The following is a 14779-nucleotide window of genomic DNA, read 5'->3' on the forward strand; positions in this document are numbered from 1 at the left end:
CCTGGCCGCGTCGGCCTGTTCGGCGGCGGCGGACCGCTCGGCCAGCGCCGTGGCCGCCTGGGCGGCGGCGTCGTCGGCCTCCTGCCGGGCGTCGCGGGCCCGCTGCGCGATGGTCGTCTGTGAGCGGGTGACGGCGCGCAGCGCGCCGATGCCCTCGTACAGCGCCTGCCCGTCGTCCGCGCCGAGCACCATGCCGACGCCGGCGAGCTGGCCGCCCTGACTGTAGGTGGCCGCGGCCATCCGGCCCAGCGCGACGCGGGCCTGCTCGGCCTCCGCCGCGCGCTGCCGGGCGGTCTCGCGGGCCGTCCGCTCCGCCTCGGTGGCCTGCTCGAGCAGCACGCGGGCGCCGTTGTACGCCTCGATCGCCTTGGCCGCCTCGATGTACAGCGCGTCGACCTGCGCCGTCAGCGCGGCCAGCCGCGCCTCGAGGGCGGCGACGCTGCCCGCCGCGGCCGCCTCGGCGTCACGTGCGTCCTGGATGTCGGACTCGCTGGGAACGACCGGCTCGGCGAACGCCGGGCCCACCACGCCGGCTGCCAGCGCGGTGGCGAACACCCCTGCCACGAGCCCGGTGCGCAACCCTGCCGACCTCCCCCGTACCTGGCGTCCCACGAAGCACAGTAACCAAGGAAGTCACGTGAGGGAACAGGAATCACAAGAATTTCAACCGTCACACGGCGTGTCGCCTTGACTAACCACACCAATGTAATTCCGACGCAACCCCCACGTTGATCTTGGAGAAATGCCGGTATCTATCGGACATATCGCCCGGCATTAGGCGCATTACTCCAAGATCAACTTTGGTGGGCGGGGGGCGAGGGGCGGCTCAGTCGGCGGGTTCCACGTCGGTGCGGGGCGCCTGGACGCGCCGGAGCAGCGGCGACAGCACGAGCACGCTGCGTGTGCGGGCGACGAACGGCTCGGCGGAGATCTCCGTCAGCACCCGCTCGAAGTGCTGCATGCTCCCGGCGAAGACGTGCAGCAGGGCGTCGGCGTCGCCGGTGACCATGAACGCCTCGACGACCTCCGGGTAGGTCTGCACCCGACGGGCGATCTGGTCGCCCGTCGTGCGCGGGTTGCAGAACAGCTCGACGTACGCCTCGGTGCTCCAGCCGATCTCGGCCGGCTCGACCCGGACGGTGAACCCGGTGACGACGCCGCGGGCCCGCAGCCGGTCGACCCGCCGCTTCACCGCGGGCGCCGACAGGCTGACCTTCGCGCCGATGGCGCCGTAGCTGGCCCGGCCGTCGGCCATGAGGACCCGGATGATCCGCTCGTCCAGCACGTCGAGTGTCATGGGTTGATCGTCCCCGTTCCTTGTGACGAGCGCAACGAATCGCCGTCAGTGCGAGAACGGACGCAACGTTTCGCATGTGGGCGCGCAACGGAACGATCTCGATCACCGCCGGACCGCGACCCTACCTTTCTGGTGTGACCGTGAACGACGCCAGGGAGCTCACCCGCCTCCCCTCGCGCGGCCACCGCGTCGCGACGACCCGCGACTACGTGATGTGCCGCCCCGACCACTTCGCCGTGCACTACTCGATCAACGTCTGGATGGATCCGTCCCGGCCGGTGGACCGCGACCGCGCGCTGGCCCAGTGGGAGCACCTGCGCGCGACGTACGAGCGGCTCGGCCACCGGGTGCACCTGCTCGACCCGCGGCCGGGGCTGCCGGACATGGTGTTCGCGGCGAACGGAGCGTTCGTGGTCGGCGACCGCGCGCTGGGCGCCCGGTTCCGCGAGCTGGTGCGCGCCGACGAGGCGCCCGCCCACCGGGCCTGGCTCGAGGGCGTCGGCATCGGCGTCACCGAGCCGGTCGCCGTCAACGAGGGCGAGGGCGACTTCGCCTGGGCCGGCGGCCGGATCCTGGCCGGCGCCGGGTTCCGGTCCGACCCCGCCGCGCACGCCGAGCTGGCAGCCGTCTTCGGCGTCCCCGTCGTGCCGCTGGAGCTGGTCGACCCGCGCTTCTACCACCTCGACACCGCACTGGCCGTGCTCGACCGGCACACCATCGCGTACTACCCGCCGGCGTTCTCACCGGCCAGCCAGGACGTCCTGGCCACGCTGTTCCCCGAGGCGATCGTCGCCACCGAGGCCGACGCGCTGGTGCTGGGGCTGAACGCCGTCAGCGACGGCCGGCACGTCGTCCTCGCCGCGCAGGCGCGCGAGCTGGCCGACGCCGTGGCCCGCGCCGGGTTCGAGCCGGTTCCCGTCGATGTATCCGAGCTGTTGAAGTCCGGTGGCGGCATCAAGTGCGCCACCCTGGAACTGCACCACCCGTCTACAGCCGAGGAGCAGTCGTGACGATGCAGACCACCCGCACCCAGGACGCGATCGCCCTCGTCGAGAGCAGCACCGCGCACAACTACCACCCGCTGCCCGTGGTCGTGGCCGAGGCCGAGGGCGCGTGGGTCACCGACGTCGAGGGCCGGCGCTACCTCGACTTCCTCGCGGCCTACTCGGCGGTGAACTTCGGCCACCGCAACCCCGAGATCGTCGCCGCCGTCAGGGCGCAGCTGGACCGCGTCACGCTGACCAGCCGCGCCTTCCACCACGACGTGCTCGGGCCGTTCGCCCGCGAGCTGGCCGATCTCGCCGGCAAGGAGCTCGTGCTGCCGATGAACACCGGCGCCGAGGCCGTCGAGACCGGCCTCAAGGTGGCCCGCAAGTGGGGCTACGAGGTCAAGGGCGTGCCCGAGGACCAGGCGACGGTCATCGTGGCCGAGGGCAACTTCCACGGCCGCACCATCAGCGTCGTCAGCTTCTCCACCGACCCGGTCGCGCGGACGCACTTCGGCCCGTTCACGCCTGGCTTCCGCGTGGTGCCGTACGGCGACGCCGCCGCGCTCGAGGCCGCGATCGACGACACGACGGTGGCCGTGCTCGTCGAGCCGATCCAGGGCGAGGCCGGCGTCGTCGTGCCGCCGTCCGGATACCTGGCCGACGTGCGCCGGGTGTGCGACGAGCAGCAGGTGCTGTTCATCGCCGACGAGATCCAGTCGGGCCTGGGCCGCACCGGCACCACGTTCGCCTGCGAGCACGAGGGCGTCGTCCCCGACCTTTACCTGCTCGGCAAGGCGCTGGGCGGCGGCGTCGTCCCGGTGTCGGCGGTGGTCGGCGACCACGACGTGCTCGGCGTCATCCATCCCGGCGAGCACGGCAGCACCTTCGGCGGCAACCCGCTGGCCTGCGCGGCCGGGCGCGCCGTCGTCGCGATGCTGTCCACCGGTGAGTGGCAGCGCGCGGCCGCCGAGCTGGGCGCACACCTGCACGCGCGCCTGAACGAGCTGGTGGGACGGGGTGTGGTCGAGGTCCGCGGCCGCGGGCTGTGGGCCGGCGTCGACATCAACCCCGAGCTGATGAGCGGCCGCGAGGCGTGTGAGGCGCTCCTGGGCGAGGGCATCCTCCTCAAGGACACCCACGGCTCGACGATCCGGTTCGCGCCGCCACTGGTCGTGACGCGCGATGAGATCGACCTCGCGGTCGACGCGCTGTCCCGGGTGCTGGCGGCGCACGGCGCGTGACCGCCCGCGTGGCGCGTCATCTGCCGGACACCCGACGGGCGTACGGTGACCCGGTGCCGAAGAAGCCGGACGACGAGGTCACCGTACTCCGCGTCAACCCCGCCGTGTGGGCTCAGGCGCTGAAGGCCGCCGACGGCGACGCCAGACGCATCGAGATCCGCGGCGAGTTCGACGTCGTCGTGCACAACGAGCCGCTGCCGCCGGGAGAACGGGTCAACCGCACATCGTGAACCGCCGACTGCTGCTCGGGCTGTCCGCCGTCGTCGTCGTGATCGTGGCCGCTGCCGCGATCGTGCTGGTCACGAGGGACGACGGCGACGGTGCCGCTCCCGCAGCCGTGGCGCTGGCCGACGAGCAGCGGGCGCTGCTGGACTCCGCCGAGCCGAGCCCGGACTGCCCGGACGAGCCTGCGACCCCGCCGGACGACGACTCCCTGGTCGCGCTGGACGTGCTGCGGGTCGACGACCAGAACTGCCTGATGGCGTCGACCGAGTACCTGCCGGCCGGCGAGGTCGGGGCGCGGCAGGCCGAGCTGCTGGCCGAGGACGGCGTCGTCGCCGCCGGCGTGGTCGGCGAGGTCAGCCTCAACGAGGACGACGACCGCCGCGACGACCAGTGGACGCTGGACCGGCTCGGCGCCGAGGAGGGCTCGCCGGACCTACCCTGGCCGGACGGTGAGGGCGCCGTGCTGGCGGTCCTCGACACCGGCATCGACGAGACGCACCCGGACCTCGGCAACGCCGTCATCGAGCGCCGTCACTACCCCGGCGAGGGCGAGCACGACCCGAAGGGCCACGGCACCCACGTCGCCGGGATCGCGGCCGCTCGGCGCGACAACGGCGGCATCGTCGGGGTCGCGCCGCGGGTGAGCGTCCTCGACGTGCCGGTACTGCTGAAGGAGGCCGACGACCCCGGGCGGCCGAGCTGGGCGGTCGGACTGGTGTGGGCCGTCAACCACGGCGCCGACGTGGCGAACATGTCCTTCGGCGGGCCGATCCCGGCCGAGCCGAACGTCGAGGAGGCGCACAGCCTGGAGGTCCAGGCGGCGGCGGTGTACTTCGCCGTCACCAACGACGTGGTCCTGGTCGCGTCCGGCGGCAACTGCGGGCAGCCGATCAACCGCTGCGAGGAGAGGAACCAGCAGGAGAACCCGTCCTCGCTGCCCGGCGTGATCGCCGTCGGCGCCGTCCAGGAGGACTTCGACCTGGCCGGCTACTCGACCCGGAACGAGTTCATCGACCTCGTCGCGCCGGGCGGCGGCGACCTGATGAACACCGTGGTCTCCACGTACCCCGATGGTGGGTACGAGGGGATCGGTGGCACGTCGCAGGCCGCGCCGCACGTGGCCGCCGCGGCCGCGCTGATCAGGGCCGCCGCGCCCGAGGCCTCCGGCGACGACATCGCGCAGGCGCTGCTCGACACCGCCGACCTCGACCCGCTGGACGAGGAGGACCGGCTCGGACTCGGCGTCGGCCACGGCTTCCTGGACATCGAGGGCGCATTGGACCAGGTTCTCGCCGGCCTGCCGTCCGACATGACGCCGTCGGAGCGCACGCACGCGGTGTTCGTCCGCGACGACGAGCTGGTCGCGTTCGACGGCGACCGGCTCACGCCGGTCATGACGCTCGACCCCGGTGCGCAGGTGCGCTGGGTCGAGTGGTCCGCCGACGGGTCGCTGCTCGCGGGTGTCGTCGGCAGCAGGCTGTTCGCCTGGGACGGGACCTCGCTGGTCGACGAAGCGTGCGGCTGGTGCTCCGAGGGCCTGGGCGCGTTCCTCGAGGACGTCGAGGTCGACGGCGCGACCGGCGACTTCATCGTCGGCATGGACTACACGGGCGCGCTGACCTGGTACGACGTCGCCACGCTGACGGAGACGGCCGCGACGACGCCGGTCTTCCCGGCCGACGCCGTCGGCACGAAGACACTGCTCGGGTCGGTGGGCGGGCAGTTGCTCGTCCACGAGTCCGGCGGCGCGCAGGCGTCGGAGCGGGTGTGGCTGCTCGACCCGGCGTCCGGCACGGCCGAGCTGTCCGCCGACGTCATGGGCTCGGCGCAGGCGCCGATGGCCGCCTCGGCCGACGGCGAGCAGGCCGCCGTCGTCACCGGCTACGGCGCGTGCAGCGCCGAGGTCACGGTGCTCGAGACCGCCGGGCTGACCGAAGTCGCGGTGGCGCCGGTGCCCGAGGACCTGATCGTCGAGGCGGTGTTCTTCAACGGCGAGGAGCTCTACGCGACGCTGGCGGAGACCTTCAGCGACTGCTCGGCCCTCCAGCCGGCCGGGCTGTGGCGGCTCGACGGCGGGCAGTGGCAGCAGCTGTCCGAAGACACCGCCGCCGCCCGGCCGCTGGAGGGCATGGACGACGCCGTCGAGCAGGGCTGGCTGATCGCGTATCCGGGCCGGGGCGGGTTCGAGCCGCCGCTCGCCGACGGCCCGTCGGCCGAGGAGGTCGGCGCCGTGACCGACGGTCCCTGGGCCATGCCCACTCGCACCGAGGTTCCGTGGCCGTAGGTGTCACAGGGTTCGACCGGGGGCGACTTTCACCGGTGTGAGCGGGACGGGGCAGAGCGTGCTGCGCCAGGCGGTGGAGCAGCTGCTGCGCGCCCGCGCCGACGCCGAACGCGGCCTCGACGAGCTGGCCGCCCGGGTCGCGAAGGCCGCCGTGCGACCGGCCGAGACCGCCCGGGCCGGACGCCACCCGCTCGCCCGCCGCGCCGCCGACGAGGCCGCGGCTCTGGGCCGTCCCGTCCCGGACGAGCTGGCCGCGCTGTCGACGGCCACCCGGGCGGCCATCGCCACGGAGGTGCACGCCCTGCTCGACCTCCTCGCCGTGAACCACCACCAACTGCCGCCGTTGCCGCCGCTGAACGCCGGGCCGCTCGCGGCACCGGGTGACCGCGCGTTCCTCGCGGCGTTCTCCGAGGGGTTCGCCCGATCCTACGTGGCGACCGTGCTGGGCGACCTCTCCGAGGGCCGCTCCACGTCCAAGGCCGAGGCGGCCGCCCACCCGGCCGCCCAGCAGGCCGCCATCGACGCGGCGCGGGAGCGGATCGTCGACGCGGTCGCGCCGGAGCATCGGGAGCAGGTGCGGGAGTGGCTCTCCCACCCCGATTGTCATGCGGTCGAGATCCACGGGCCGCAGGTGACCGACCGCGACCTCGAGCTCCGCGCCGGCTGGACCCGCCCGCCCGACCACGGCACCGACAACGCCGACAAGTGGCGCGTCCGCCCCGACGACCAGAAGGTCATCTCGAAACACCGGCCCGGTGCGGAGGCGAGCCGGTTCAACTCACCGGCGGCGTTCGCTCGATCACTGGACGTGCTGCTGTCACACGCCGACCAATACCCGGGTGGCCTGGAACGGCTCCTCGCCGATCACGCCGACGACGGAGCGGTCGCCTTCTTCCTGCCTGCAGCGGTTATCGACCTACGCCCGGGCGACGCCTTCGGCTATCGGGGCGCCGGTACCGGCACCGCCGAGGCCGCGAGCGACTGGGTCCGCGTCCGTGCCGACGCGATGCGCAAGGAGGGCGAATGCGCCCCGCCCGTTCGGACCCTGACCTACGATCCGGTCACCGACGGTGCAGACCCCGGAGTCCGGGTGGTCTTCAAGGAGGGAGCGGATGGCTGGGTCATGACCACGTACTATCCGTCAACAGCACCTGGACCCGACAACGTACGCCTGGAGTACCCCACGTGATCCCACGGACCAACGCCTTCTCCAGGTACGTCGGGACCTGGTTCGACACCACCGACTCCGCCGACATGTACATCGAGGCCTGTGAGCGAGCCCCGAAGCGGCTGGCCGAGGACGCCGACGGCAGCTTCCACGCCATCCGTGACGAGTTCGCCGCGCACATCCGCGACTCGTCGAACCCACCCCTGCGCGGCTCCACCCAGTGGGCGACGGACGAGTGGTACCGCAGCATCTGGTACGACGTGTTCGGGCCCGAGGCACCCCCAGGTGATCCCTATCCCGTCCCGGCCGAGGACTGGGGCTCCACGCGGGTGACGACGTACATGATCTACGCCGTCAACGACGAGGAGGAGGCCATGAGCGACGGGGCGCCCGAATGGCTCGCGGCCCGCGGTCTCGCCGCCAAGGACGTGTATGACGCCATCGGCAATGCGACCCTCCGGCGGCCGGAGCCGGCGGACTATGCCGAGCACCTGCGCCGGCTCACCGAGGCCGGGCTCCGCGAGGAAGCGTCGTCGGATGGGTGAGGGATCGGGGTAGCTAGAGCGACCCGGATCCCTCACCCATCGACGGCGGCGCGGTAGCGGGCGGCGATGAGCTCCGCGACCAGCGGGTGCGGCCCGATCGGCGGGGCGACGACGTCGGCGCCGACGGAGTCGAGGCGTTGCTGGAACAGCCCGGGCGCCAGCAGGTAGGAGGCCACGCCGACGGTCGCGTGGCCGGCGGCGCGCAGCGACGAGACCGCGTCGGGCACGGACGGCGACGCCGTCGTCACGTAGCCGGGCACCACGGGGCGCGACAGCGACGACGACAGCAGCGACGCGGCGACAGCGACCTCCCCCAGCGCCGACGCGTCGGACGAGCCCGCCGCCGCCAGTACGACCGCGGACGGCGGGCCGTCGGGCGACGACGACCGCAGCCGCTCCTCGACCGCCGCCACGACCGCCGCGTCAGGGCCGAGCGCCGGCGTCACGATCGCCCGCCCGCCGTCGGCCGCCACCGCCGACGGCACGTCCACGCGCACGTGGTAGCCCGACGCCAGGAACATCGGCACCACGACGGGCCGCACTCCGGGCCCGACCTCCGCCAGCACCGACTCCAGGGTCGGCGAGATCACGTCCACGTACGCCACCCGCACGTCGACGCCGGGCAGCAGGCCGCGCACGCGGTCCAGCAACGACGCCAGGACGATGGGGCCCTCGGGGGCCCGGGTGCCGTGCGCCACGGCCACGAGTACATCGCTCACGGCACCATCCTCGCTCGACGCCGGCTCGCCGATGTTCGTACCGTCGAATCATGACGCCCGACGACCGGCCGCACCGACCAGCGCACGGCGCGCACGGCCCGTTCCGCCAGCGCGCCCGGCGCGTGGTCCGCCCGGAGGGCCCGCCGACCCAGCCGCTGGCGCTCCGCGGGCTGCAGAGCCGGCTGACGGCCGACGAGGAGCGGCGGGTCCTCGACCTGATCCTGCGCACGGGCGACGCCATGGTCGCGACGGGTGCGCCGGTCGCGGACGTGACCGCCGCGCTGCTGCGGCTGGCGGCGGGGTTCGGGGTCACCCGCTGCCAGATCGACATCACGTTCATCTCGATCATCGCGTCGATCGACCGCGACGACGACCCCATCACCAAGGTCCGCGTCATCATGGTGCGCAACTCCGACTACAGCCGGCTCGCGGACCTGTTCGACCTCGTCGACGACGTCCACCGCGAGGCGCTCACGCTCGACGAGGCGCAGCGGCGCCTGGACGAGATCCTGGCGGCCCCGCATCCGTACCGGCGCTGGATCGTGACGCTGGCCCTCGGCCTGATGGCGTCCGGCGTCGCGTTGCTGCTCAACGGCGGCCTGCTCGTCGCGCTCGTCGCGGCCGGCACCACGATCGTCATCGACCGGGCCCTGCGCGTCCTGCGCCGGGTCGGCCTGCCGTACCTGTTCCAGCAGGTCATCGGCGCCGGATTGGCGACCATCGTCGGGCTCGCGGCGCTCTGGGCGACCGATCGGTTCGGCTGGTCGTCGACGCTGCTGCCGCCGTCGCTGATCGTCGCGTCGGGCATCGTCGTGCTCCTGGCGGGGCTGTCGCTGGTCGGCTCGGCCGAGGACGCCATCGCCGGGTACCCGCTGACGGCGGCCGCGCGCACCTACGAGGTGGTGCTGCACACCATCGGCCTGGTGGTGGGCATCGGCGTCATGCTCGACCTCGGGCAACGGGCCGGCATCCCGCTGACCATCGTCGACTCCGCCAATCTCAACATCCCGACGACCATCCAGATCGTCAGCGGCGGCCTGATCGCCGGCGCCTGGAGCCTGGCGTCCTACACCAGGGCGCGCACCATCCCGGTCGTGGTGGTCGTCGGCATGGTGGCCGCCGGCGTCCTGCTGCTGGGCCGGCAGCTGCTCGACCTCGGCCCGGTCGGTTCGTCCTTCCTCGCCGCGCTGGTGGTGGGCCTGGTCGCCGGCGGCCTGAGCGAGCCGCTGAGGACGCCGAATCTGGTCATCTCGGTGTGCGGCATCACGCCGCTGCTGCCGGGGCTGGCGATCTACAACGCGATGTTCCGGATGGTCGAGTCCAACGACGTCGTCGGCGGCACGGCGCAGCTCATCGGCGCGTTCGGCATCGCGCTGGCGCTCGCCGCCGGCGTCACGCTCGGTGAGTTCCTCGCCACGCCGCTGCGCTCGGAGATGGACCGCTGGCAGCGCCGGGTCGCCCGCCGCGCCCGCGGCACCCGCAGCTGAGCGGGTCACGACGCGAGCAGGTCGCGCAGCGCCACGACGTCGCCCACGACGACGACGGCGGGCGGCCCGATCCCGTCGGCCGCGCAGTCCACCGTGTCCAGCGTCGCGACAACGACCCGGGCCGCGCTGTCGGCGATGACGGCGACCGGTGTGCTCCCCCGCCGGCCGCCGCGCACCAGCCGCGACGCGATCGCCGTCAGGTGCGTCACGCCCATCAGCACGACGATCGTGCCGGTTCCGGCCGCCAGCCGGTCCCAGTCCACCGTCGACTCCGGCGAGTCCGGGTGGGCGTGCCCGCTGACGATCGTCACCTCCTGGGTCACGCCGCGGTGGGTCACCGGGATGCCGGCCAGCTCCGGGACGGCGACCGCGCTGGTGACGCCCGGCACCACCTCGTAGGGGACGCCGGCCGCCGCGCAGGCGAGAGCCTCCTCGCCACCGCGGCCGAAGACGTACGGGTCGCCGCCCTTGAGCCGGACGACGCGCAGCCCGCGGCGTGCGCGGTCGATCATGAGCGCCTCGATCTCGCGCTGGCTGCGCCGGTGCTTGTGCGGTTCCTTGCCGACGTCGACGACCTCGACGTCCGGCCGCAGCGCGTCCAGCAGCGACCGCGGCGCCAGCCGGTCCACCAGCACGACGTCGGCCTGCTTGAGCAGGTCGAACCCGCGCAGCGTGAGCAGCCCCGGATCGCCCGGGCCTCCGCCGACGATCGCGACATGACCCGTCATGACGACCCCCCGTACTTCACCGATCCGGCGGCCTCGGGCTCGTAGGCCAGCCGGTACCCGCGCTTCACCACCGTCTGCACGACCCGTGCCCCGACGGCGCCGCGCAGCCGCGTGACCGCCATCTCGACGGCGTGCTCGTCGCTGCCGCCGCCGGGCAGGACGGCCAGCAGCTCGGCGCGCGACACGACGACGCCCGGACGGCGGGCCAGCTCGGTCAGCACCGCCATCGGCCCGGGCGGCAGCTCGCGCGCGACCCCGTCGACGACGACGGCGTGCCCGCGCAGCTGGACGGCGTGCCCGGCGACCCGCAGCGTGCGGCAGCGGGCCGGCAGCTCGGCGACGATCTCGCGGACCAGCGCGCCGAGCCGCGACCGCGCCGGCTGCACGGTCGCGATCCCCATCCGCTCCAGCCGCGCCCCGGTCACCGGGCCGACGCACGCGGGCAGCACCGACGACGACAGCGCCGCCGACACCTCGTCGAGCAAGCCCATCGACGACGCCAGGGACAGCAGGCTGGCCACCGCCGGCGCGCTGGTGAACACGACGCAGTCGACCTGCCGCGCCGCGACCGCCTCGACCAGCCGGCTCAGCGGCGCGACGTCGTCCGGCGGCACCCACCGGTACACCGGCACCGACACGACGTCGGCGCCGGCCGCCTCCAGCGCGTCGGTGAAGTCCGGCAGCGGCTCGCCGTGCAGCTGGACGGCGATCCGGCGACCCGTCAGGTCCTGGGCCAGCAGGTACTCCAGCACCTCCGCCGACGACTCCGACGGCGGCGACCAGTGGTCGGTCAGGCCGGCCGCCCGGATCGCGCCACGCGCCTTCGGGCCGCGCGCCAGCAGCGTGGCCGACCCCAGCCGTTCCAGCAGCCGTTCACCCAGGCCCCAGCCGTCGGCGGCCTCCATCCATCCGCGAAACCCGATGCCGGTGGTCGCGACGGCGATGTCGATGGGCTGCTCGATGCAGGTGCGGGTCGCCGCCAGCAGCTCGGCGTCGTCGTCCAGCGGCACGATGCGGATCGCGGGCGCCTGCACGACCCGGGCGCCGCGCCGTTCCAGCAGCGCCCCGAGCTCCTCCCGGCGGCGCGCCGCGGTCACCGCGACGGTGAAGCCCTCCAGCGGCAGCATCGCGGTGCCCACGCCCGCCGCGGCCGACGGCGTCGCCGTCACGGCACCGCCACTTCCACGTCGCCGTCGCGGACCCGCACGTCGTACACCGGCACCGCGACGCCCGGCTCGTCCAGGCACTCGCCGGTGACCAGCGAGAAGACTTGCTTGTGCATGGGCGACGCGACGGTCGGGACGGCGCCGCGCGACCCGACGATGCCGCGCGACAGCACGTAGGCGTCGCTGAACGGGTCGTGGTTGGACAGCGCGAACACGGCGCCGTCGAAGGTGCGGAAGATCGCCACCTGTTCGCCGCCGACCAGCGCCGCCGCCCCGCGTTCGGGCAGCAGCCGGTCGTAGCGGCAGACGACGGTCCAGGTACGGACGTCGACAACGGTCATCGGCGCACCACCTCCAGGGTCGGGCCGGCCACGACGGGGGCGCCGGCGGCCGGGCGGATCTGCCCCCGCTCGGTGACGAAGCGGATGCTCGGGTCGGGGGCGTCGGGGGCGTTGACGAAGGACACGAACCGGCTGAGCTTCTCCTCGTCCTCGAGGACCGCCGCCCACTCGTCGGTGTAGGAGCCGGCGTGCCGGTCCATCGCCGCCTCGAGGTCGGCGCACACGCCGAGCTCGTCCTCGACGAGGACGCGGTGCAGGTACGCGAGCCCGTCGCCGTGCTCCTCGGTGAGCGCCTCGATCCAGGCGGCCGTGCGCTGCAGCCGGTCGGCGGTGCGGACGTAGAACATGAGGAACCTGTCGACGAGGCGCACCAGCTCCGGATCGGAGAGGTCGGACGCGAACAGCTCCGCGTGCCGCGGCCGGAACCCGCCGTTGCCGCCGACGTAGAGGTTCCAGCCGTTCTCCGACGCGATGATGCCGACGTCCTTGCTGCGGGCCTCGGCGCACTCGCGGGCGCAGCCGGAGACGCCGGCCTTGATCTTGTGCGGCGCCCGCAGCCCCCGGTACCGCAGCTCCAGCATGATCGCCAGCGACGTGGAGTCCTGCACGCCGTACCGGCACCAGGTGGAGCCGACGCACGACTTCACCGTCCGCAACGCCTTGCCGTACGCGTGCCCGGACTCGAACCCGGCGTCGACCAGCCGCTTCCAGATCGCCGGCAGCTGCTCCACCCGCGCCCCGAGCAGGTCGATGCGCTGCCCGCCGGTGATCTTGGAGTACAGCCCGAAGTCGCGGGCCACCTCGCCGATCGCGATCAGCCCTTCCGGCGTCAGCTCGCCACCGGGCACCCGCGGCACGACGGAGTAGGTGCCGTTGCGCTGGATGTTGGCCAGGAAGGCGTCGTTGGTGTCCTGCAGCGCGGCCTGCTCGCCGTCGAGGATGTGCCCATGGCCGAGGCTGGCCAGGATCGACGCGATGGCCGGCTTGCAGATGTCGCAGCCGCGGCCGCGGCCGTGCCGGGCGATGATCTCGCTGAACGTGCGCAGCCCCGTGACGCGCACGATGTCGAACAGCTCCGCCCGGCCGACGTCGAAGTGCTCGCACAGCGCCGGGTTGGCCTCGACGCCTGACTGGGTGAGCAGCGTCTTCAGCAGCGGGACGCAGCTGCCGCAGACGGTGCCGGCGCGGGTGCAGGCCTTGATCGACGCGACGTCGGAGCAGCCCTCGTCGTGGATCGCCGACCGGATCGCGCCGGCGCTGACGTTCTGGCACGAGCACACCTGCGCGTCGTCGCCAAGGTCCGACGTCGACGGCCCGGCCAGCAGCAGCTTCTCGGGGGTGTCGGTGAGCGGCTGCCCGACCATGGTGCGCAGCGCCGCGTACGCCGACGCGTCGCCGACCAGCACACCGCCGAGCAGCCGCGACGCGTCGTCGGTGACGACCAGCTTCTTGTAGACGCCGCCGACGGGGTCGGCGTAGACCACCTCGAGGGCGTCCGCGGTCGCCGCGTGCGCGTCGCCGAAGCTGGCGACGTCGACGCCGAGCAGCTTGAGCTTCGTCGAGGTGTCGGACTCGAGGAACACCGCGTCGCCGCCGAGCAGCCGGTCGGCCGCCACCTCGGCCATCTCGTACCCGGGCGCGACCAGCCCGTACACCCGGCCGCCGGCCAGCGCGCACTCGCCGATCGCCCAGATCGACGGATCCGACGTCCGGCACGCCTCGTCGACGACGATGCCGCCGCGCTCCCCGACGGCCAGCCCGGCCGCCCGCGCCAGCTCGTCCCGGGGCCGGATGCCGGCCGAGAACACCACCAGACCGGTGTCCAGCGACGACCCGCCGGCGAACGTCATCCGCAGGCCGCCGTCGACCGCGGAGATCCGCTCGGTCGCGGTGTCCAGCCGGGCCGCCAGGCCGAGCTCCTCGACCTTGCGCCGCAGCACCTCGCCGCCGCCCTGGTCGACCTGGGCGGGCATCAGCCGCGGCGCGAACTCGACCACGCTCGCCTCCAGCCCGAGCGAGAGCAGCGCGTTCGCCGCCTCCAGCCCGAGCAGCCCGCCGCCGACCACCACGCCGGACGACACGGCGCCCGCCCGCTCGCGGATCGCGTCGAGGTCGTCGATGGTCCGGTAGACGAAGCAGCCGTCCAGGTCCGCGCCCGGCACCGACGGGACGAACGGCCGCGACCCGGTGGCCAGGACCAGCGCGTCGTACCCGATGACGCGCCCGGCCGACGTCTCGACGACGCGTGCCTCGCGGTCGATTCGCGTCACCGCCTCGCCCAGCACCAGCTCGCAGTCGGCGTCGTAACAGCCGTCCGGCACCAGCCGGAGCTCCTCCTCCGTCGTCCCGGTGAGGTACGACGTCAGCGCGACGCGGTCGTACGCGGGCCGGGGCTCCTCGCCGAGGACGGTGATCCGCCACCGCCGCTCCGGGTCGCGCTGGCGGACCGCCTCGACGAGCCGCTGACCGACCATGCCGTTGCCGACGACGACGAGCTGACGTTGGGCGCTCACTGGTGCACCATCCTCTGGTCGGCGTTCTCCGATTGGGCGTCGATGCACCCCGGGTGCCACCAGGTCACTGCCCTGC

At 73.6% G+C, this 14779-nt stretch carries 13 protein-coding genes and 1 pseudogene; 7 read left to right on the forward strand and 7 right to left on the reverse strand.

Annotated elements, in window-relative coordinates; genetic code table 11:
• Both DY240_RS27860 and DY240_RS27865 read right to left on the reverse strand, forming a co-directional pair.
• Positions 1 to 579 (reverse strand): annotated as a pseudogene (locus tag DY240_RS27860) (hypothetical protein); the annotation flags it as partial.
• 247 nt (positions 580 to 826) lie between these two features.
• A complete protein-coding gene (locus DY240_RS27865) occupies positions 827 to 1297 on the reverse strand; it encodes an Lrp/AsnC family transcriptional regulator (RefSeq protein WP_119662916.1) in 471 nt (156 codons plus the stop codon).
• Positions 1298 to 1509: 212 nt separating this feature from the next.
• Here DY240_RS27865 and ddaH point away from each other — a divergent pair, with 212 nt between their 5' ends.
• From ddaH to DY240_RS27895, 6 genes are read left to right on the forward strand one after another with little or no spacing between them, the layout of a single operon-like run.
• Positions 1510 to 2307: a dimethylargininase gene (ddaH, locus tag DY240_RS27870; protein WP_407659425.1), complete on the forward strand. Its 798-nt coding sequence runs from the start codon at positions 1510 to 1512 to the stop codon at positions 2305 to 2307.
• 2 nt (positions 2308 to 2309) lie between these two features.
• Positions 2310 to 3527 carry an ornithine--oxo-acid transaminase gene (gene rocD / locus DY240_RS27875; RefSeq protein WP_119662926.1) on the forward strand — a complete coding sequence of 406 codons (1218 nt, stop codon included), beginning with the start codon at positions 2310 to 2312 and terminating at the stop codon, positions 3525 to 3527.
• A 53-nt stretch (positions 3528 to 3580) separates the two neighbouring features.
• Positions 3581 to 3757: a hypothetical protein gene (locus DY240_RS32570; RefSeq protein WP_158603029.1), complete on the forward strand. Its 177-nt coding sequence runs from the start codon at positions 3581 to 3583 to the stop codon at positions 3755 to 3757.
• The gene (locus DY240_RS27885; RefSeq protein WP_119662919.1) at positions 3754 to 6036 is read left to right on the forward strand and encodes a S8 family peptidase; all 2283 of its coding nucleotides are present in this window, start codon (positions 3754 to 3756) and stop codon (positions 6034 to 6036) included. The genes DY240_RS32570 and DY240_RS27885 overlap by 4 nt, the downstream gene beginning before the upstream one ends.
• A 37-nt stretch (positions 6037 to 6073) precedes the next feature.
• The gene (locus DY240_RS27890) at positions 6074 to 7225 is read left to right on the forward strand and encodes a hypothetical protein (protein WP_147375551.1); all 1152 of its coding nucleotides are present in this window, start codon (positions 6074 to 6076) and stop codon (positions 7223 to 7225) included.
• A complete protein-coding gene (locus DY240_RS27895; protein ID WP_119662921.1) occupies positions 7222 to 7749 on the forward strand; it encodes a hypothetical protein in 528 nt (175 codons plus the stop codon). Before DY240_RS27890 ends, DY240_RS27895 begins: the two co-directional genes overlap by 4 nt.
• A gap of 32 nt (positions 7750 to 7781) precedes the next feature.
• Here the strand turns inward: DY240_RS27895 and DY240_RS27900 are convergent, their stop codons facing one another.
• On the reverse strand, positions 7782 to 8468 hold the full coding sequence (locus DY240_RS27900) for a sirohydrochlorin chelatase (RefSeq protein ID WP_199702628.1): 687 nt from the start codon (positions 8466 to 8468) through the stop codon (positions 7782 to 7784).
• Positions 8469 to 8518: 50 nt separating this feature from the next.
• Here DY240_RS27900 and DY240_RS27905 point away from each other — a divergent pair, with 50 nt between their 5' ends.
• Positions 8519 to 9955, forward strand: a complete 1437-nt coding sequence (locus DY240_RS27905) for a threonine/serine exporter family protein (protein WP_119662923.1) — start codon at positions 8519 to 8521, stop codon at positions 9953 to 9955.
• 5 nt (positions 9956 to 9960) lie between these two features.
• Here DY240_RS27905 and cobA read toward each other — a convergent pair whose 3' ends face one another.
• The 4 genes from cobA to nirB are packed head-to-tail and all read right to left on the reverse strand — an operon-like array spanning position 9961 to position 14703.
• Positions 9961 to 10683, reverse strand: coding sequence for a uroporphyrinogen-III C-methyltransferase (gene cobA / locus DY240_RS27910; RefSeq protein ID WP_119662924.1), 723 nt, complete (start codon positions 10681 to 10683; stop codon positions 9961 to 9963).
• Positions 10680 to 11810, reverse strand: a complete 1131-nt coding sequence (locus DY240_RS27915; protein ID WP_119662927.1) for a uroporphyrinogen-III synthase — start codon at positions 11808 to 11810, stop codon at positions 10680 to 10682. The genes cobA and DY240_RS27915 overlap by 4 nt, the downstream gene beginning before the upstream one ends.
• Before the next feature lie 38 nt (positions 11811 to 11848).
• Positions 11849 to 12190 (reverse strand): nitrite reductase small subunit NirD, encoded by a 342-nt coding sequence (gene nirD, locus DY240_RS27920; RefSeq protein WP_119662925.1) that lies wholly within the window; start codon positions 12188 to 12190, stop codon positions 11849 to 11851.
• On the reverse strand, positions 12187 to 14703 hold the full coding sequence (nirB, locus tag DY240_RS27925; protein ID WP_233552907.1) for a nitrite reductase large subunit NirB: 2517 nt from the start codon (positions 14701 to 14703) through the stop codon (positions 12187 to 12189). Before nirB ends, nirD begins: the two co-directional genes overlap by 4 nt.
• Positions 14704 to 14779 lie beyond the last annotated feature (76 nt).

The organism is Jiangella rhizosphaerae (assembly GCF_003579925.1).
Classification (GTDB): Bacteria; Actinomycetota; Actinomycetes; order Jiangellales; family Jiangellaceae; genus Jiangella; species Jiangella rhizosphaerae.